The following is an 18,855-nucleotide window of genomic DNA, read 5'->3' as shown; positions in this document are numbered from 1 at the left end:
TGATCCAGGATGGGCGCACGCATTTCGCGGCCGCGCCGCCTTCGAACATGGCCAAGTCCTCAAACTGATCGCTGGCCTTCGCTAGCTCGTAAAGCTTTCCGGTTTTGCTAGCTCGTGATCTGTCGGCTTCTTTCTTGTTTCCCCCCGGGGCATGCCCCGGGGGAAGAATTGGTTGCCGTGCAAGCGTGTCACCTTGGGTAAGCGGTCATGCTGGCAACATCACTTGACTGCCCGCTGGAGGGGCCGTTTCAACCGAAGGCCCGGAACGCATATTTACTTCAAAGGTAATTTGAAGTAACGTCCGGGCTGGTAATACTATGTCTCATGCTAAGACGTCGCGCGGCGCTGAGCCCAGAAGATTCTGTGGGAGCCCTTCTCCGGTACTGGAGGAGCGCTCGCCGCCTCAGTCAACTCGCGCTTGCGACTGAGGCGGAGGTTTCGTGTCGGCACTTGTGTTTTCTTGAAACCGGACGCGCGAGCCCAAGCCGCGAGATGGTGCTGTTGCTGTCTCGCGTCCTCGATCTGCCCCTCCGCGAACGCAATACACTTCTACTGGCCGCTGGGTTCGCACCGATGTATCCGGAGACGACGCTGGAGGCACCAGAACTGGCCCCGATCCGCGGCGCGCTCGACGCGATTCTTAGTCAACAAGAGCCATTTCCGGCGGTCGTGATGAACCGCTATTGGGACATTCTGCGCACGAACGAAGCGGCGACCCGCTTTTTTGACTTCCTTCTCGGTGAGCGCGCGTCGACCGCGCCAAGCAACGTCCTGCGGATGATATTCGACCTCGGCGCGGTGCGCCCGTACGTGGCAAACTGGGACGCGGTCGCGGAGTCGCTCGTTCAGCGCGTGCACCGAGAGTGTGTTGGCGGTGTCCCAGACGGACGCACTCGGGCGCTACTCGCTGAACTCCTGGCTTATCCCGGCGTGCCGCGAACCTGGCCAGACCCCGGTACGCCGATGATCCCGGTGCTGCCGGTGAGTTTCGTCAAAGGAGATAAGCGCTTCAACTTCTTCTCAACCGTGACGACACTCGGCACGCCCCAGGACATTACGGTGCAGGAGATTCGGATCGAGTGCTTCTTTCCCGCCGACGCTGCGACGGAGACTGCGGCCAGACAGCTGATCTCTGCATCGACAACGGCGGCATAAAGCTCTCTTAGGGCAGGCCTAAGCAGGGAGTTTCCACCAGAACTGACATCATGCGTCGATTGGTGAAGCGGTTGAGGCCACGGTCGAAGCTTGTCGGCGTCCCGCTCTCGTGATCGCGCCGGCCATTCTGAGTGCCATAGACACCTTCCTGCGACTCACAGTCGGTTGGTCTGCCGCAGATTTACATGCCCGAAGGGAAAACGTTTCGTCCGGCTATGTCTCTGTGCTCGCTGCGATTGTCTCCAAAGGTTCAACGCCCTGGTGCGATCGAAGTGGATGACCGCATCGAACTGATCCGAGAGCCGCGCTTCAAAATAGTAAGGGTGTTGCAGCGCCTGGACGAAGGCCGAGTGAGGACCCTGTTTCTAGACACATTACAGGATGGCGAGACTATCGAATGCGGCTGTCGCGGAAAATGGCTTCGAGAGTGCAACGCCAATGCGAGCGCTGTGCGAGTTTTAGCCTTCCACTGGGCCCGATTGATGACCTGATAGCACGAAAGGCGCTGCTCAGCGGTGCTAAGATCCATAGCTCCAGAAGGCGGTTCGTATTACGAAAACAAGAAGGTGGGAGCTCTCTTGCGGTACTGAAAGTGTGCAGGTTCGGCAAGGGTGACGTCTATTACTTTCTCCGAAAGACGGGTCTACTAAGTTGAGAGTGGTGTATCGTTGTCGAACTCAACGCGTTCTGGAGGAGCAGTAAAATTTGCATACCCGGATAATTATTGATCTCTTGGCTTTGTTGGTGCTCGCCAACGGCACTCCCGTCATCATCAATAGACTAATGGGCACGCGTTTGTTATACCCCATCGACGGCGGCCTCACCCTTGCTGATGGTCAGCCTTTGTTTGGGCCGTCGAAGACTCTGCGTGGATTGTTCTTTTCACTTTTGGTCACAGCTACTGGCGCTTTGTTGCTGGGGATGGGTTGGAGACTCGGAGTCGTTATCGGTGCTATCGCCATGGGGGGCGATTTATTTTCCAGCTTTTGCAAGCGCCGTTTGCGTTTGGTTGCGGGTAGCCGAGCCACTGGCCTCGATCAAATCCCCGAGTCGCTGTTCCCAATACTTGCATGCCGTCCCGCTTTGTCATTGACCGTACTGGACATCGGTGTAACGGTTGCGATCTTTCTGGTGGGCGAGATGATCTTGTCGGTTTTGTTCTTTAAATTGCGCCTTCGCGAGCGCCCCTACTAGGAACTCGCACGGGGCTCCGCCCGCACCAAGTGATGAAGGGTGATTTCAGGAGGACAGTTGAAGCGGGCAGCGACGATTGAAGATCCCACACCGACCGAGGTATAGCCAACCATCCCACAGTGTTTCCAGGGGCCGGCGCCCATATGCCTCGGCAAAACTGCATCCAGCGTGATCGGAATCGACCCGGGCAGACATATCTGGCCTCCGTGGGTATGCCCGCTCAGCATCACTGAAAAGCCAGCATGCGCTGCTTGCCGATAGATTTCCGGAGTATGTGAAAGCAGAATGGAAACCTCACCGTGCGGAATCGCACCGGCCGCCTTTTGGATATTGTCCGCGCGATAGTAGTGGGCATCGTCAACCCCAGCCAAATAAATACTCTCATCTCCACGGACAAGCGCCTCGGATTCATTCAGCAGCATTCTGATTCCCATCGCTTCCATCTCTGGCAACATTTTGATCGTGTCGTGATTGCCCAGCACTCCATATATAGGTCTTCGCAGGTGGTTACACACATGTGCGAGGCCATCAAGGGCCGCACCGAAAGCGCCAAAAGTCTGTCCCCGGAAGTCACCTGTCAGCACGCAAACGTCGTAAGTCAAATCGCGCACAATCTCCACCAACCGTCGCATCGGCCCGGGATTCAGATCTACATGTAAGTCACTAATCTGTAGAATCGACACTCCATCAAAGAGCGAAGGAAGCTGCTCTAGTTCGATCCAGTTGTGCCGCACCTGAATGCGTTCTGTGTTCCTGTGTCCACGGCCATACAACCCTGTCATCTTGAGGGCAATTCGAAGCATGGAGTGTGTGGAATACCAATTCTCGGGGTGAAAAAAGTTAATCCCGTGGCCGAAGATGGCTTCGTGATCTTTTTCGATTCCGAGGCGTTGCCTCGCGTGGACAAGTCCGAGCCGCTGCTCCAGCTTTTCGCTAATATTTTGATCCTGCCCCATGGGCGACTCCCCAACCTCGCGAAGTTCACAGATCAAGATACAGTTCTTCGAGGCGGACGATGGCGACCAGGCACAGAAGATGGGATCGGTGAAGGACATCCAGTCGCACTTACGTCACTCGCGGCCCGATACCACGGCCAGAGCTGCGGACAGCGTACGGGAGATGGTCGGATCGGTCTACTTAATGCTCATGAACGGAGGAGAAGAAAACATATTGCTACCGATCGCTACCAATATCATCTCGGAAGAGCTCGCCCTAAGTTGTTGATTTAGACGGTGGGCACAGCAGGATTCGAACCTACGACTTCCACCGTGTAAATCTAGCCAATACTAATGGAATCAATGGCTTACACAGAGCTGAGAGGTGCTGAAGGGAACATTGGGAGCATTTTCTTAAATAGAGTGCCCCTATTTGCGCCCTTGTTTCTATCTAGCTGGCCACCATTCGTGGGCGAGAGTCGGCTGCCGACAGAGACAAAACAGTAACGCTGTTCAACCGCAGTTTGCAGGCTGACACCTGTTGAGCGCACCATAGGCCTTGCCGGTTGGTCGCCAGACCAGCTGGCAATACTGCCTACGCGCTATTCACATCTCAGGCCCAAAATGCCCCCGGCCATCAACCGACCGGCGCTTTTCCCTTGAGTGAACATGATCGCACTTGCATTCCGAGCAGTAAGAAGGCAAGATCACAGCGTTCCATTAGCTCCACGTCTATCTGCCGAGCTATCTTGTGAAGACCTAAATGCGCTCGCGGCGTATCAGATAGACAGGAGACGAACTAGTGCAAGACCACATCGGAGAAGTCGTTTTAGGACTGCTCATGTCAGCCCTTTTCATCCTCATCTGGCGGCGTCTGGATAACATCGACAAGACGCCGGTCACCGTACAGGGCGACCTCAAGCAGTTCTACGGTGGGCATGACTCAAGCAATGGGTAATCCAGGCCTTTATCTTTTCGCTGTCGAACGGGCGCAACAGGTCGATCGGAGGGTGCGCGGCGAGAGCGAATACGTCGATCTGGCCGGCACGCTCGGAACTCCAAGAAGGGCTAGTATCGAGCCTCAATGAGTGCATTGCCCTGTTCGCAACAGTTGACATCGCATCCCGGTGAGCGCATTCCTCAATCCTAGCCGGCTCATTGTTACCAATCCACTCGATGAGTGAATCGCCGATTTATCACTCGCAGAGAAGGTCTGACTGAGATCGGTGAAGGCAAGCCCGTTCATGGGTACTGGGTCAAGGCCGTCTGCCCTTCACTTCAGCGTCGCATACTCGGCCCTGCCCTGCTTGAGAGCAGGAAGATCGGGGTCGGCGTCTTTCCAGAGAGTGGGGAACTCCTGGTACGCGGTTCTGGCCTTGTTCTTGTCTCCCGACAGCGCATAGCCCCTTCCCAAATGGAGGTACGCGAGCGCGCCGGTTGGGAAGGTCGCCACGACCCCGCGATGATCGATGATTTTCTGAAATCTCGCCAACTGAGAATCAAGGCCGAAGTCCTCGCGATGTTCGGGCACACGTGACATCTGTCATATCGCTTTGCTGACGTTCGGCACTACTGGCAATCCACAGCCTGGCTCATCCTTGGTCATGTAAGAGAGATCATTCCTCTATTCACAGGAGAGACGCATGCCAGCAACAGCACTTCTACCGGTCAGCGAGAAGTTGAGCTTGGAGCCCGTGGACGCACTCAGGACACCCACGCTCACACCGGCGCCCATCGCTATGCTGGACAACATCACCAAGCGCTATCAGTCCACGACAGCACTCGACGGCCTCTCCCTAGCCTTGCACCCTGGTGAAGTCGTCGCCCTCCTCGGCCCCAACGGCGCGGGCAAATCCACCGCCGTCCGCCTGATGCTCGGCCTCGCCACCCCCACATCGGGACAGGTCCGCATCTTCGGCAGCGATCCCCGACTCGCCCTCACCCGAACCCGCATCGGAGCAATGCTGCAGGTCGCCCGCATCACCGAGACCATCAAGGTCCGCGAGCACATTGACGTCTTCTGCAGCTACTACTCGCGCCCGTTGCCCTTCGCCGAGATCGTCCGCATCGCCCACCTCGAAGGCATCGAAGACCGCATGTTCGGCCAGCTCTCAGGCGGCCAAAAGCAGCGCGTCCTCTTCGCCCTCGCTCTCTGCGGCGATCCCGACCTCATCTTCCTCGACGAACCTACCGTCGGCCTCGACATCGAATCCCGCCGCGGTCTCTGGCAGCAGATCCGCACCCTCGCGGCCCGCGGCAAGACCGTCCTCCTCACCACCCACTACCTCGAAGAGGCCGAAACCCTCGCTCATCGCATCGTCGTCATCAACAAAGGCCGCGTCGTCAGCGAAGGGACCGCTGCCGAGATCAAGCGCATGAGCGGAGGCCGCCAGATCCGCTGCCACACCTCACTCCCGCCAGACTTCATCCGGACGCTGCCGAGCGTCACCTCCGTCGTCGAGAACACTGGCACCACCACCGTCACAGCCCAGCACGCAGAGGTCGTCATCCGCGAGATGCTGCTCCGCGACGAGAGTCTCAGCGGTCTCGAGATCGCCAGCCCCGCCCTCGAAGACGCCTTCCTTGCCCTCACAAAAAACTAAGCCAGTTACAAATTCGACCCACACGCGATCATCGCCAACCATCGACCAGCAACCGAAAAGCAGTAACCGCCCTTTGGAGCCACTATGTCCACCCCGACCATCGCTTATCCCGCCTCCCCGCCAGCCAATGCCAATGTACTGCGCATCTTCCGCAAAGAAACCAAATACGAGTTCCTCAAGCTCCTTCGCACTCGCTCGTTCTCGCTCGCCATCGTCGGATTTCCCGTCATGTTCTACGTCCTCTTCGGCATCGCCAATCGCCACTCTTACGAAGGCAACGTGCATATCGCCAAATACATGCTCGGCGGCTACGCCTGCTTCGGTCTGATAGGCGCAGCGTTATTCGGCATCGGCGTCGGCATGGCCGGCGAACGCGCCGCTGGATGGCTGGAGCTGAAACGTGCCAGTCCCATGCCCGTTCCAGCCTATCTCTTTGCAAAGTGCGCTAGCGCCGTTGCCCTCGGCCTCATCATCGTCAGCGTGCTCACCACCATCGGTGTCATCTTCGGCCAGGTCTCGCTTACCGCATCTGAATTCGCGCGCATGATGGCACTCACTGCAGTCGGCTCCATCAGCTTCGCCAGCATGGGCCTGCTGCTTGCGCTGATCATCCCGGCCAACGCCGCTCCCGGCATCGTGAACCTCATTTATCTCCCCATGTCCTATCTCAGCGGCCTCTGGGTTCCACTGCGCTTTATGCCGCACTGGCTGCAGAGTTTCGCGCCTGCGCTGCCCACCTACCACCTCTCGCAATTGATGCTGAGCATCTTCGGCTACCAGGACTCAATGCCCGTAGCCAAGCACTGGAGCGCACTCGCTGGATTCACCATGGTTATGCTCGGCCTTAGCTGGTTCATCTTCCACCGCCGGGAGCAAAACGCATAGCCGGGAGCAGAACTCCTCGTTGCGCGACAACTCCTGATCCCCACGGCGTAAACTGCACAGGAACACTCCATGAGTGGCACCATCCCCATCTCGACGCAGCGTTGGCGCAACTGGACCTGGATCTGGCTCGCCTACACCGGCTTCCTCTTCATCGATCCCATCTTTGAACCGAGCTTGCGTCTGTGGCTCGCGACCCTCGCCGCCTTCGTAACCTTCCTTGGCATCTTCGCCGCTTTCGTTCGTTTGAGCGACGAGGGCCGTCCCGCCCGTTACTGGATGATCGCCGCCACATTCCTCCTCGGCCTCATCACCTTCCCTTGGAACCCGGGCGCATCCAGCTTTTTCATCTACGCGGCCGCCTTCCTCCCATTCAGCATCGAATCCACTCGTCGCGCTCTCGCCCTCTTCGTCGCCGGATCCGTCCTCATCGTCGCTGAAGGCTATTATTTCAACTCACCCGGCCACCTCTTCCATATCCACTGGCCCAACGTCTTCATCGCCATCTTCCTGCTCATGGTCATCGGTTGCGGGAACATCGTCTTTGCCGAACAAAAACGAGCCGACTGCAAGCTGCGCGCCGCGCAGGAGGAGAACGTCGCGCTCGCCGCCGCCGCCGAGCGCGAGCGCATCGCCCGCGATCTCCACGACGTCCTCGGCCACACGCTGTCAGTTATCGTACTCAAGGCTGAGCTCGCTAGGCGCCTGATGCAGCTCGATCCGCAACGGGCCGCAGAGGAGATCGCCGATGTCGAGACCACCGCCCGCACTGCCCTCGCCGAGGTCCGCGAAGCCATCGGAGGCTACCGCTCCCAAGGCCTCGCTGCCGAGCTAGCCCAGGCGCGTCGCACCCTCGACGCAGCAGGCGTCACCTTCACTTGGGAAGCTCCGCCCGAAGGCCTGCCCGCACTCACGCCGACAGAAGAGACGGTACTTTCCCTCTCCGTGCGCGAGGCCGTCACCAACATCGTCCGTCACGCGGAAGCCACGCACTGCACGATGCGCCTCGCCACCACCTCCGACGGCTACTACGCGCTGCTGGTCGAGGACGACGGTCGCCACGCCATTCGGCAGGAGGGCAATGGTCTCCGCGGCATGCGCGAGCGAGTCAGTGGACTGGGCGGACGCTTCTCCATCCGTTGGGACCGTGGCACGCACCTGCTCATCGAATTGCCCATCACCTCACAGCAAGGCACCCCCGCATGACACCCGCCCACAAACCCGATGCCAGCTCAAGTTCAGCCAATAACAAGATCCGCGTGATCCTCGCCGAAGATCAGGCCATGGTGCTCGGAGCGCTCGCAGCGCTGCTCGAGATGGAGCCCGACATCACCGTCGTCGCGCGCGCCGGCACCGGCCAAGCCGCCCTCGATGCCGTCATTAAATACGCCCCCGAGGTCCTGGTCACAGACATCGAGATGCCACAGATGACCGGCCTCGAAGTCGCTGCGGCATTGCGCTCCAGTCAACCCGCCGTCCGTTGCATCATCCTCACAACCTTCGCCCGCCCCGGCTATCTCCGCCGCGCGCTCGACGCCGGGGCTCGCGGCTATCTTCTCAAAGACCATCCAGCCGCCGAGTTGGCCGACGCCGTCCGCCGCGTCCACCGCGGACTCCGCGTCGTTGACCCCGCCCTCGCCACCGAGGCCTGGAGCGCCGAACTCGACCCGCTCACAGATCGCGAGCGACAGATCCTACAACGCGCCGGTGATGGCCGCTCGTCCCCCGAGATCGCTTCCGAGCTGCATCTCTCCGAGGGCACTGTACGCAACTACCTCTCCGAGGCCATCGCCAAACTTGGCGCGTCCAACCGCGTCGATGCAGCCCGTATCGCCCGCGCCAAAGGTTGGCTGTGATGACTGAAGCGGCCGCGTCAGTAGATGGCCAGCGGTATCCAACAATCACTTGGAGTTCCTGTTAGCCAGTTGGTCCAGCCTCATAACAGGCCCGCAACTTATCACAAAGCCGAGCTCTCACGAACTTGCGAATCGTAACCCAAAAGAGTGTGGGTTACGGGCCGAATGCCGAATAGTTGATAAGAAGGCAATTTTTCACCAGTTGAGCTGAGAAAGTGGCCTTCAGGTCTTGAACGCAATCGAACTAGTTATGGCGACCTAAGTTCGAATCGGCTTTGCGTGATGCGAGATTGGTGAACCAATTAGGATTCCTCAATCGAAGAGACCCCTGATAGTAGGCTCTTCCCCTCTAGCGTTCTTTTGATCGCTCGCGAGTGTCACTGCCATCTCTTCATTCGGCAAGATCCGTAAAAGATGGACCGGGGGCCGTTCGCTCTCTTCAAGCCACTCCTTGAAATCGCGAGGCTCCAGCACGACCGGCTGACGATCGTGGATCGCCTTCATAACGCTATTTGATTCGCTGGTGAAGATCGAGAACGTCTTCTCCCATTGGTCTGTCTTCGGGTTCTTCCACGGAGCCCAGACACCGGCCATCCCGAAGAGCGTACTCCCAGGGACTGTGATCTCGTATTTCGATTTTGGCGACTTTTTCGTCCCCTGCCACTCGAAGAACGAGGATGCAGGTACGATGCAACGGTTCTCGGCAAACTTTTCCTTCCAAAAGCTCGTCTTGGTGACGTCCTCAGACCGCGTATTGAACAGGAAGCGGTCGGGCAGTTTGAAACCCCATCGCATAACGGTAAGACCGCGTTCGCCGTCATCATTCATTCGGACAACCGGTTGAATCGAGCCCGGAGCGCAGTCATTGTCTTCTGCAAAGTCGACCTCATCAAGGCCGCCCTTCACGTTGAATGCCTCTGCGATCCGCTGCTTATCGCCCCGTCTGCCGTACCTTCCGCACATCGACCTCCACCTCGAAATCAACCTACCACCGATTGAGGCGATGGGGAACGAAGGCCATCAATGAAAGTCATGGGAACTCAAGTTCAGATCACTGCTGGAAAGCGCCGATAGACGAACGGCTTTGACATGAATGACGCCATCCTGATTCTGGAGGGGACCTTCGACCAGCAAGAACTTGCTTCGCGTGACCACTAGGCGATCCTGCTCATATAGATCAGGTGTAACGATGACGTTGGCGATGCCTGTCTCGTCTTCCATCGAAAGAAAGATGAAGCCTTTCGCTGTGCCAGGCCGTTGACGCGCGATCACGCAGCCAGCGGTTCGCACAAACAGCCCATCGCGACAGAGGCGGAGGTCTTCTGAGGACAAAATACCCTGTGACCGCAGCTCACGACGCCGGTAGTGCATGGGGTGTTTGCCAACAGTCAGTCCTGTGCCTGCGTAGTCAGCAACCAGCCGTTCCTCCGTATTCATCTGGTGGAGGGGCAGGCTCTTATCTTCTTCGCGTAGCCAGTCGCTTTGTTGCCGCAGAAGTGGACCTTCCGGTTTGCCGGCCCACTCTACTTGCCATAGAGCGTCACGACGATGTGCGACTCCTTCGATCTGATTCAAGGCACCGATGCGGGCCAACAAGGTCAGTTCTTTCCGGTTCAGCATCGGAACCCGCAGCGTGACATCATCAGTCGATCGAAATGACCCATCTTGCTTACGAGAGGCGATCAAGGCATCGGCGGCTTGGCTTCGGAGGCCCTTGGCGTAGCCCAGGCCCATTCGCATCGTGAGCGTACCATCTTGTTCGTGTTCAACCGTGCAACTCCACTCCGATACCTGAATGTCGATGGGTTTTACACGGAGGCCGTGTCTTTGTGCATCTTTCACCAATACAGCCGGCGAGTAGAAGCCCATCGGTTGGTTGTTCAGGATGGCGCAGGTGAAGGCGGCAAGGTACTTCACTTTGAAGTAAGCCGACGCGTAAGCGATCAGAGCGAAACTGGCCGCGTGTGACTCCGGGAAGCCATAGAGCGCAAAGGAGCTGATGTGCTGAACAATATTGTCCTGCGTCTTCGTGTCGATACCGTTGGCCGTCATGCCAGCGCGGAGCTTGACCTCGAGATTCTTCATCCGCTCCCAGGAGCGGCGCATCCCGACAGCACGTCGCAACTCTTCGGCCTCCGCGCCAGAGAAGTTCGCGACCGTCATGGCCATGCGAAGCAACTGCTCCTGAAAGAGCGGCACGCCTAATGTGCGTTTCAGCACGGGCTCGAGCGTGTGATGAGGATATGTGACCTCCTCTCTCTTCTGCCGCCGCCGCATATATGGGTGCATCATCTGGCCCACGATCGGGCCTGGCCGAATGATGGCAACCTGGACCACAAGGTCGTAGAAGCGATCAGGACAATTCCGTGGCAGAGAGGCCATCTGCGCACGGCTCTCGATCTGGAACATGCCCACAGTGTCGGCCCTCTGGAGTGTGCGATAGACTTCTTCGTCTTCAGGCAACTGCGCCAGATCCACCCTGTCACCATAGTGTTCGGGAATCAACTCCAGGCAGTCTTTGATGACTGCCATCATGCCGAGGCCGAGCAGGTCTACCTTGATGATGCCAAGATCTGCGCAGTCTTCCTTGTCCCACTGGACCACCGTCCGTCCGGGCATCGAGGCCCGCTCCAGAGGTACAACCCGATTCAATTGGCCCTGGCAGATCACCATACCGCCCGAATGTTGGCCGAGATGGCGCGGCAGGTCCTGAATCCTCATGCAGAGTTCGAGGTATTTGGCGATGCGCGAATGGTGGATATCGAAGCCTGCGTTTTGAAAGGAGTGCGCCATCGTATCGTTCTTGCCGCGCCACTCCCAATTGCTCACCAGGCTCGATAGCCGGCCCAAAGACTCTTGGTCGAAGCCAAGTGCCTTGCCAACCTCACGCGCAGCGGACTTACCCCGGTAGGTAATCACGTTGGCCGTCATGGCGGCGCCCAGTTCGCCGTAACGCTGATAGACATACTGGATCGCTTGCTCGCGCTTCTCTTCGGACGGCAGGTCGAGGTCGATGTCGGGCCATTCACCCCGGCTCTCGCTCAGGAATCGCTCGAAGAGCAGCTCCATGCCGACCGGATCGATCGCTGTAATTTCGAGGGCATAGCAGACGGCAGAGTTTGCTGCACTACCGCGCCCCTGAATCAGAATGCCGTTACGCTTGCAGAACTGAACGATGTCCCAAACAATGAGGAAGTATCCGGCAAAGCCGAGCCTTGCGATCAGCGCCAGCTCATGCTCTACCTGCTTCTTCGCGTGTTCCATCAGGGTGGCGTCATTCTTTGGACCGTAGCGTCGCCGCACGCCTTCCTCAGTGCGCTTCCGCAGAAAGCTGTCCATCGTCTCGCCATCCGGCACTGGATAGCGTGGAAACTCATATCCAAGATCGTTCAGCTCAAATTTCAGGCGAGAAGAGAGTTCGATTGTGTTCTCTGTTGCTCCGCGCACATCGCGGAACAGAATCGCCATCTCGCGTGCTGTGCGGAGGTAACGCTGGCTATTAAGAGCGAGAAGACGCCCCGCACAATCGAGTTCAGTGTGATTACGTACTGCGGTGAACAGGTCCAAAATCTCCCGGTCATACGAAGTCGCATATCGCACGCCATTCGTCGCAAGCACCGACAGCTTCAAAGAACGTGCGATGCGAATGGCAGCCTGGTTCCGCCATTCCTCTTCGCGCTCATGGTGGCGTTGCAGTTCGACATAAACATTCTTAGGCCCGAAGATGCCTATCAATCGCTCGACAGCCTCACGGCCTGCTTCTTCGCCGCCGCGCATCAAGGCAGATGCCAATGGGCCTTCGTCGCCGCCAGTCAGGCATACCAGGCCAGAAGCGTATTGTTGGAGATCATCAAGATTAGCTGCGCCCTCCTGCTTCGTCGTTTCGCGCATCTTGAACCGAGTGATGAGCTGACAGAGGTTCTGGTAGCCTTCACGCGATTCGCACAGTAACGGAAGACGGGCAGGCTCGACAACATGCTGATGCGGCAGCCATGCCGGTGGGGTGAGGCGTAGACCTAGACTTGACACCACGACCTCCGCTCCAACATGAGCGCGAAGATTATTCCTCTTCGCACTGGTATGAAATCTAGCGACTCCGTAGACCCCATTGCGATCGAGCAGAGCCATCGCTGGCATCTCCAACTCGACAGCGCGGTCCACGAGCTTTTCTGGCTGAGAAGCACCTTCCAGGAAGCTGAAGGCACTGGCGGCATGCAGTTCGATGTAACGCTCAGTCATAGAACGCCGCCATCTGCCATTGGTTCCGCATGAGGTCGCGCATCATACAGCAGCAGAGCATCCCTCCGTCCTGCGACCGCGCGACCAGATCCCATTGTTCGAAGCCCCAGAGTGGCTGGTTCCACCAGTCACCCTCGACAAGCCACGGGCCGTAAGCGTGCTCTACTGCGTAGCGGCGCTCTCGAAAGAAAAACATCGCTGGCCGTGAGTTTCGCAAGGTGACCGAAGCTGTCTCCGGCGGACGAAGCTGCCGCATGGAGGCACGCGGCTGTGGAGAGGCAACCAGAGCAGAGTCGCCAGACGGCACGGTGAAGAGCTCCATACGAAAACCATCAGTCGCATGGGTATCCTGAAGCACGGCTCGGCCAACATTGTCCTCGCCGACGATTGCTCGGATTCGAGCCAATGTCACGTCCAGCCGCGCTGCCTCCGGTAGCTGCGGCGAGAAGAGACCAAGCTGCACCTTGCTCGTACTACCTGGCTCTGCGTGAAGGGCAACGGCAAGGATGGAAGCCTGCGGTGGGTGCGCTTCAAGGTCGAGATGCAGCAGTTTGATCCATAGCTGCTTGTCGTTCGATGGCAGCGCAGGACGCACCGTCCGCGTATGTGTTTCTCGACCATCCAGCGTGAGAGCGACGGTGATGGTGGCCAGGGCGAGAATACGAACTCTGGCACGCAGGATTAGTTGATCGAGCATGACACCGATCACGAACATCAGAGAGTCCAGCAGTTCCACAGGCGAATCCAACTCAAGCCGCTCATCCAGAGTGAAGGGAGGCTCGATCGGCTGGAACAGATGCGGCAGTTCTCCACGTGCCAATTGGCGAAAGCGTTTGCCGTCCTGCCCCATGCGAGCGATCAGCTCTTTCTCCGGCAGCGCGGCCAGCATTCCAAGGTTATGAATCCCCCACAAAGCAAAAGTCTCTTCCTGCGTCTCCGTGAGATCGAGGACGGCTAACGGCAAAGATGACAGTGCGCTCGCTTCCTCTCCTGATGCGATCACTTTGATCGGAATGCGCGGGGACAGACCTCTGGCAAGGCAGATAGCCGTGTGGAAGTTGTGGCTAACTGTAACTCGGGCTGACATCCCAACTGCTCGCACGCGCTGCAAAAGGCTACGTGCTAGCATCTCCGGCTGGCCAAAGAGACTGCCTGTACCTGCGATGTCGATGCCACAGAGAAATGCCGCGTCTTCGCTGCGACCCTCAACGCGCGGTGAGAAGGCACCGGCACATTCAAGAAGAATGCTCTTCGCAGACGCCTCTGTTTTGTTTGAACGCGACAGCACGACAGATGCAGGAAAGGTATCGACCTCGACCTGAGTCATGCCGTACCGGATACCGAGCAGTCGTGCCCTGGTGTTGAGCGAACAGACCTGTTGTAACGGAGGCTCGCCCTCCGTCACGACGCAAGGCTTGTCTTGCAACTGAGGTCTGAGACGCAGAAGAGCCTGCGCGGGGAACTCCTTAGCATAGAGACACGCATACAGCTCGGCTGGATTGGTCATCTGCGACCTGCCCATGCGGTACAGCTATGCCAGGTTGCAGCGTTTATGCTTTGCGGCGGTTTCCGAAGAGGGATGACGTTCCCTGCAACCTCTGTGAAACGCCGGGCAACTTCGACGTGGGGTTTGATTCCAGTGAAGACAGTTGCTTCATCGCGGAGCGCATCCGCCGGCTGGAACCGAAGCAGCAGCTCGGCACTGCTCTTCGCGCAGGCGAACTGGGCTACCAGAAGGATGCTGGACTGTGTTCTCTCAGCAGCGGCGCGATACCGAAACCATGTCGCCAGTGGCACGCGCGATACAAACTCCGGCGCAAGACCTCCCATGTCCAGTACGATCGCGCTGAAGCCACCGCCCTGCAAAAGCAGGTCGGTTGCACGTAGCGCCTGCTCTATTCTCGACCAGGGCCTGAGCGCAGGCGATGGTCGAACGATGTTCGTCGTCGGCTCGCGACGGCCCCACTCGAGAGTCTCCTGCTTTTGCCGAATCCTGCGTTGCGGTTCCCCGCTGCGGGGAGCTGTTGCCTCCGGTCGCAGAAAGCCCCCGATCGCCTCGGAGAGCCCCTTGACCTCGCCTCGTGGATGCGGCCCAAATCCGCCGCCATGCAGACCCTTTTTCTCTGGAGGTGGCACAAGAAACTTCTCTGGTATGGAGAACCCGCCACCCGCTCGCTGGACACTCTTCTGCACTGCACCGCATCGTACCCACAACAGTCGTGCGAGATTGATGCCCGCCGCTGCCGCTGATGCAGGATCAAAGGCATTCGATACATCAACCCAAGCGCAGACCTTTGCCCCCTGTGTAATGCGCGAGAGAAACGAGAGCGCCACGGACGTACGTCCCGAGCATTCGGGGCCAACCAGCTCACTGATGGCTCCGACTGGCAACCCTCCATTGAGCAGTTCATCGAGCGTCTCGATCCCCGTAGACGAGACTGGCCGAACTATTTTCGGAGGCGGGGTGAGCGCCGAAGGAATCTTCCTAGCGAGTGTGGATTCAATTTGAAGCCGGATTGTCGAGGCATCAGGCATAAAGCAATTATATTCGCCTTATATTCGCCTATTCCCTTGGCCAAGTGTCAAATTTCTACTGCACCATATATTGTGCATACTATTTAGAATCAATGAGATCCCAGTTCGCTGCCGTAGGCGAGCCTTGCCAGCAAGCCAGGATTCGCCGGGGCCAAAGCCCGGAGCGAAGCAAAGCCAGTGCTTGTTGGCCGTGCTCGCGGAGCCAGCGCGAACGATGGCGCTGGCCGGCATTCTTGCTGGTCTGCGCGTCGGGGAGATTCTTGGCCTGCGCTGGCAGGACGTGGATCTCGCAAACCGCCCCATTCGGATTCAACAGGCCGCGTATCGCGGTTCGATTGGATCACCGAAGACCAAACGTACCCTTCCCCTACCAGAGTCCCTCGCAGCGGATTTGAGACGTCACTACGATGTCTCTACGCAACGCGATGGTCTGGTCTTCCCTACCCGTACCGGTATGCCTTTCAGCGACTCCAACCTGTTAGCCCGCCACCTCAAACCGGCTGGCAAGCAGATCGGGGCGCCCTGGCTTGGCTGGCATACCCTACGACGGACTCACGCAACCCTGCTCTCGCAGGCCGGAGCCTCTCCCAAAGACGCTCAGGCGCAGCTCGGGCACGCACACATGTCCACGACCATGGACATCTACACCCAACCGACTCCGACCCATCAACGCGCAGCAGTCGAGCGAATGGCTCAATTGGTGACGAATGGTGACGAGTTGGCCGCTCTACAGGGGGAACCCAGTTAGGCTCCCTTTGTATTCAATGATTTAGATGGTGGGCACAGCAGGATTCGAACCTACGACTTCCACCGTGTGAAGGTGGCACTCTACCGCTGAGTTATGCGCCCTGAATTGCTCAGGAAATGCGGCGGGGGAGCCTCCGCAGGCGACGTTGTATCAGTAGGATACCACCAGTCTCCGATGCCCGCCAGCGCGCCCGCCCGATCGACTCCTAACTGCTTGAAATAGCCGAGAATGATGGGCTGTCACGATTTACAATGAAAGCCGAGAATGCCCCCCCGTTCCCCTAGCCCCGGAGAGCCGCTGCGTGACGTTCTTCCCCTCTCCCCGAAGGACATGGCGGAAGATCCTCCGGAATTCAATGCAGAAACGCAACCCGGAGCCGAAGATGGGGTTAGCACCAGTATGGCAACGCTCGCGATCAGGCCCGGGCTACTTGAGAACCTCCAGAAGGCTGAAACGCAGCCGATGTCCGGCAAATTCAGCCAGATGGATGACGCCGCCATCATGCTGGAGCTTCGCTCCGGCAATATGGCTGGGTTCGACTTCCTGATTCAGAAGTACCGCAAGCCGATCATCCACTTCATGTACCGCATGGTGCACAATCAGGCGGTCGCCGAAGAACTGGCACAGGAAGTCTTCCTCCGCGTCTACCGTTCGCGCGAGACCTATCGCGCTGAAGCGCGATTCAGCACCTGGCTCTATCGCATTGCCACAAATCTCGGCGTCAACTACGTCCGCGACACGCGGCACGAGCGCAACGCCTCAACGGTCTACCTGGATGAGACAGACTCGGAGACCGGAACCACCGTCGATGTTGCCGATTCGACTCCGAACGTTGAGACAAACCTGCTCCGCAGTGAGCGTCTCAACGCCATTCGTCAACACGTCCTTGCCCTTCCCGAGCGCCAGCGCATGGCAGTGCTGATGCACAAGTACGAAGGGATGGACTACAAACAGATCGGCGAGATTCTGAAGCTAAGTGAATCCGCTACGAAATCACTGCTCTTCCGCGCATACCAGACGCTGCGCGGGAGGTTGAAGGAGTTTATTTAGCCCCGTTCGCGGGGCCTTGACGGACGCGTCCTTGACCTGTTGGACACGTCCAAACAGGAAGGATTAGAAAGGCTCACCATGATCTGCCGCGACTTGAAATCGACTCTCCCGGACCTGCTGCTCGACCCGTCAAATCCGTCGAACGCAGATGCCCGCGCGCATCTGGACACCTGCCCTGCCTGCCGTGAAGAGCTTCACTCTCTGGAGTCGACCTTCGCTCTGCTCGACACGTGGCAGGCTCCGGAGCCTTCGGCTTACTTTGACCAGAAGCTCGCCGTCAGGCTGCGCGAGGAGCAGGAACGTGAGCCGGCTGGCTGGCTGGAGCGCATGCACGCACGTCTGCTGTTCAATACCGGCCGGCAGTTCCGCCCGGCTCTGGCTGGCGCTCTGGCGCTCGTGCTCCTGGTCGGCGGTGGAAGCATTGCCAGCATCTCAGGCCTGCACCTCGGCAGGGCTGAGGTCTCAGCGACTGTGAATGACCTGCAGATCTTTGAGAAGAACGATCAGGTGATGCAGACCATGGATCTACTGGAAGACAACTCGGCGGACGACAGTTCGACCGCAACGCCCGTCAGCTAGTCTCCAGATTTTGAACGTCTTTTTTTTGTCGCGGAAAGGATTGAAAACGCAGTAAGCTCGGAGTGTTCAGAAGTTCTGGTTAATTGCGTCATTCTGCCTTCTTCTTTCGCTAACTCTCATGTCACCGTTCGCCCCATTTCGTCAAAGAGTTCCTGCAGGCCTCGCTGTGGCTCTGGCGCTTTTTGCCGCGTCCTCGGCCAGCGCGCAGCCCCCTAAGAGAGGGTTCGGCGGGCAGCATGCGTCCTCATCCTTTCAGGTGCACGCAGCGCAGGATCATGCGGCAGAGAAGGGGGCCGCCCAGAGGCAGGAGCACCTGTCGCAGTGGATGGAACGGCACAGCAATCTTCCTCTTGCGCAGCAGCAAAAGGCGCTCGAGAACGAACCTGGCTTCCGCGATCTTCCTTCTGCGACTCAGCAACGCATGCGCGACAGCCTGACCCAGTTGAATAACATGCCGCCGGAGCAGCGCCGGCGCATGCTGGCCCGCACCGAGGCGATGGAGCATCTGACTCCTCAGCAGCGCACGCAGGTGCGTGGCGCTCTCGGACAGCTCGGAAGCCTTCCGGTGGACCGACGCCGCATGGTCGCTCGTGCCTTCCGCGATCTGCGCGAGATGCCTGTGCCGCAGAGGCAGGCTATTTTGAACTCGGACCGTTTCCGCGGACAGTTCTCCGATCAGGAGCGCGGCACGATTTCGAATTTGCTTGCCGTGGAGCCGTATCTTCCGGTGCAACGGCCAAACGACAATCCCGAGTTCGGCAAGTAATAAAGCTACCTTGCCACAAAGGAGATAGCCGCCCGAAGGCGGCTATTTTCATTGCGGTCGGAGAGGGCGGGGCTATGGATGGAAGTGAACCGCCTGCCTTTGGCCCAGCTCCCGAGGATGCGCTTCACGGACAGACGATCAAGCCAATCAGGGTGAGGCGATACGATCGCTAAGTGGTGCAAGTCCGAGGTCAGTCTCCGGAGCGGCTCCCTTCCTCCATAGTGCTTGTATTCTGTCGTTGCATGACAGTGCTGCCCATCCCACTCGACAAGCCTACTGATACAACTTTTGGCTCAGACCTCTCTGTCCGCTT

Annotated in this window: 17 protein-coding genes and 1 tRNA gene; 11 read left to right on the top strand and 7 right to left on the bottom strand. The window is 58.4% G+C overall.

Annotated elements, in window-relative coordinates; translation table 11 throughout:
• Window positions 1–324: 324 nt before the first annotated feature.
• Together OHL16_RS18635 and OHL16_RS18630 are read left to right on the top strand one after the other, a co-directional pair.
• Entirely contained in the window at window positions 325–1,155 is an 831-nt protein-coding gene (locus tag OHL16_RS18635; RefSeq protein ID WP_263368702.1) for a helix-turn-helix transcriptional regulator, read from the top strand.
• A gap of 705 nt (window positions 1,156–1,860) precedes the next feature.
• Entirely contained in the window at window positions 1,861–2,349 is a 489-nt protein-coding gene (locus OHL16_RS18630; RefSeq protein WP_263368701.1) for a CDP-archaeol synthase, read from the top strand.
• Here the strand turns inward: OHL16_RS18630 and OHL16_RS18625 are convergent.
• Window positions 2,346–3,404, bottom strand: a complete 1,059-nt coding sequence (locus OHL16_RS18625; RefSeq protein WP_263368700.1) for a metallophosphoesterase — start codon at window positions 3,402–3,404, stop codon at window positions 2,346–2,348. The two genes, OHL16_RS18630 and OHL16_RS18625, sit on opposite strands and share 4 nt — an antisense overlap.
• A 682-nt stretch (window positions 3,405–4,086) precedes the next feature.
• Between OHL16_RS18625 and OHL16_RS18620 the strand changes: the two genes are divergently transcribed.
• The gene (locus OHL16_RS18620) at window positions 4,087–4,242 is read left to right on the top strand and encodes a hypothetical protein (RefSeq protein ID WP_263368699.1); all 156 of its coding nucleotides are present in this window, start codon (window positions 4,087–4,089) and stop codon (window positions 4,240–4,242) included.
• 315 nt (window positions 4,243–4,557) lie between these two features.
• On the opposite strand, the gene OHL16_RS18615 is transcribed toward OHL16_RS18620, so the two are convergent.
• The gene (locus OHL16_RS18615) at window positions 4,558–4,824 is read right to left on the bottom strand and encodes a hypothetical protein (protein ID WP_263368698.1); all 267 of its coding nucleotides are present in this window, start codon (window positions 4,822–4,824) and stop codon (window positions 4,558–4,560) included.
• Window positions 4,825–4,927: 103 nt separating this feature from the next.
• Between OHL16_RS18615 and OHL16_RS18610 the strand changes: the two genes are divergently transcribed.
• From OHL16_RS18610 to OHL16_RS18595, 4 genes are all read left to right on the top strand, one after another.
• Window positions 4,928–5,887: an ABC transporter ATP-binding protein gene (locus OHL16_RS18610; protein ID WP_263368697.1), complete on the top strand. Its 960-nt coding sequence runs from the start codon at window positions 4,928–4,930 to the stop codon at window positions 5,885–5,887.
• An 84-nt stretch (window positions 5,888–5,971) separates the two neighbouring features.
• Window positions 5,972–6,772: an ABC transporter permease gene (locus OHL16_RS18605; RefSeq protein ID WP_263368696.1), complete on the top strand. Its 801-nt coding sequence runs from the start codon at window positions 5,972–5,974 to the stop codon at window positions 6,770–6,772.
• A gap of 69 nt (window positions 6,773–6,841) precedes the next feature.
• Window positions 6,842–7,975, top strand: a complete 1,134-nt coding sequence (locus OHL16_RS18600; protein ID WP_263368695.1) for a sensor histidine kinase — start codon at window positions 6,842–6,844, stop codon at window positions 7,973–7,975.
• On the top strand, window positions 7,972–8,625 hold the full coding sequence (locus OHL16_RS18595) for a response regulator transcription factor (RefSeq protein ID WP_263368694.1): 654 nt from the start codon (window positions 7,972–7,974) through the stop codon (window positions 8,623–8,625). Before OHL16_RS18600 ends, OHL16_RS18595 begins: the two co-directional genes overlap by 4 nt.
• 312 nt (window positions 8,626–8,937) lie before the next feature.
• On the opposite strand, the gene OHL16_RS18590 is transcribed toward OHL16_RS18595, so the two are convergent.
• Genes OHL16_RS18590 through OHL16_RS18575 form a run of 4 tightly spaced genes read right to left on the bottom strand, consistent with a single transcriptional unit; the run spans window position 8,938 to window position 15,399 of the window.
• Window positions 8,938–9,588 carry an SOS response-associated peptidase gene (locus OHL16_RS18590; RefSeq protein WP_263368693.1) on the bottom strand — a complete coding sequence of 217 codons (651 nt, stop codon included), beginning with the start codon at window positions 9,586–9,588 and terminating at the stop codon, window positions 8,938–8,940.
• Window positions 9,589–9,645: 57 nt separating this feature from the next.
• Entirely contained in the window at window positions 9,646–12,864 is a 3,219-nt protein-coding gene (locus OHL16_RS18585) for a DNA polymerase III subunit alpha (protein WP_263368692.1), read from the bottom strand.
• Entirely contained in the window at window positions 12,857–14,371 is a 1,515-nt protein-coding gene (locus OHL16_RS18580; RefSeq protein ID WP_263368691.1) for a DNA polymerase Y family protein, read from the bottom strand. The genes OHL16_RS18585 and OHL16_RS18580 overlap by 8 nt, the downstream gene beginning before the upstream one ends.
• Window positions 14,368–15,399, bottom strand: a complete 1,032-nt coding sequence (locus OHL16_RS18575) for a DNA recombination/repair protein RecA (RefSeq protein WP_263368690.1) — start codon at window positions 15,397–15,399, stop codon at window positions 14,368–14,370. Before OHL16_RS18575 ends, OHL16_RS18580 begins: the two co-directional genes overlap by 4 nt.
• Window positions 15,400–15,613: 214 nt before the next feature.
• Here OHL16_RS18575 and OHL16_RS18570 point away from each other — a divergent pair, with 214 nt between their 5' ends.
• Window positions 15,614–16,147 (top strand): tyrosine-type recombinase/integrase, encoded by a 534-nt coding sequence (locus OHL16_RS18570; RefSeq protein ID WP_396127222.1) that lies wholly within the window; start codon window positions 15,614–15,616, stop codon window positions 16,145–16,147.
• 26 nt (window positions 16,148–16,173) lie between these two features.
• Here OHL16_RS18570 and OHL16_RS18565 read toward each other — a convergent pair.
• Window positions 16,174–16,248, bottom strand: a tRNA-Val gene (locus tag OHL16_RS18565).
• 163 nt (window positions 16,249–16,411) lie between these two features.
• On the opposite strand from OHL16_RS18565, the gene OHL16_RS18560 reads away from it, so the two are divergent.
• The 3 genes from OHL16_RS18560 to OHL16_RS18550 all read left to right on the top strand — a co-directional run bounded on the left by OHL16_RS18560 (window position 16,412) and on the right by OHL16_RS18550 (window position 18,542).
• Window positions 16,412–17,197, top strand: a complete 786-nt coding sequence (locus tag OHL16_RS18560; RefSeq protein ID WP_317891097.1) for an RNA polymerase sigma factor — start codon at window positions 16,412–16,414, stop codon at window positions 17,195–17,197.
• 93 nt (window positions 17,198–17,290) lie between these two features.
• A complete protein-coding gene (locus OHL16_RS18555) occupies window positions 17,291–17,776 on the top strand; it encodes an anti-sigma factor (protein WP_263368689.1) in 486 nt (161 codons plus the stop codon).
• Window positions 17,777–17,942: 166 nt separating this feature from the next.
• Window positions 17,943–18,542 carry a DUF3106 domain-containing protein gene (locus OHL16_RS18550; RefSeq protein ID WP_263368688.1) on the top strand — a complete coding sequence of 200 codons (600 nt, stop codon included), beginning with the start codon at window positions 17,943–17,945 and terminating at the stop codon, window positions 18,540–18,542.
• The last annotated feature ends 313 nt before the right edge of the window (window positions 18,543–18,855 follow it).

The organism is Edaphobacter bradus (genome assembly GCF_025685645.1).
Lineage (GTDB): Bacteria > Acidobacteriota > Terriglobia > Terriglobales > Acidobacteriaceae > Edaphobacter > Edaphobacter bradus.
The sequence above is the reverse complement of the archived record's forward strand: the minus strand, read 5'-3'. Positions and strand labels throughout refer to the sequence as shown.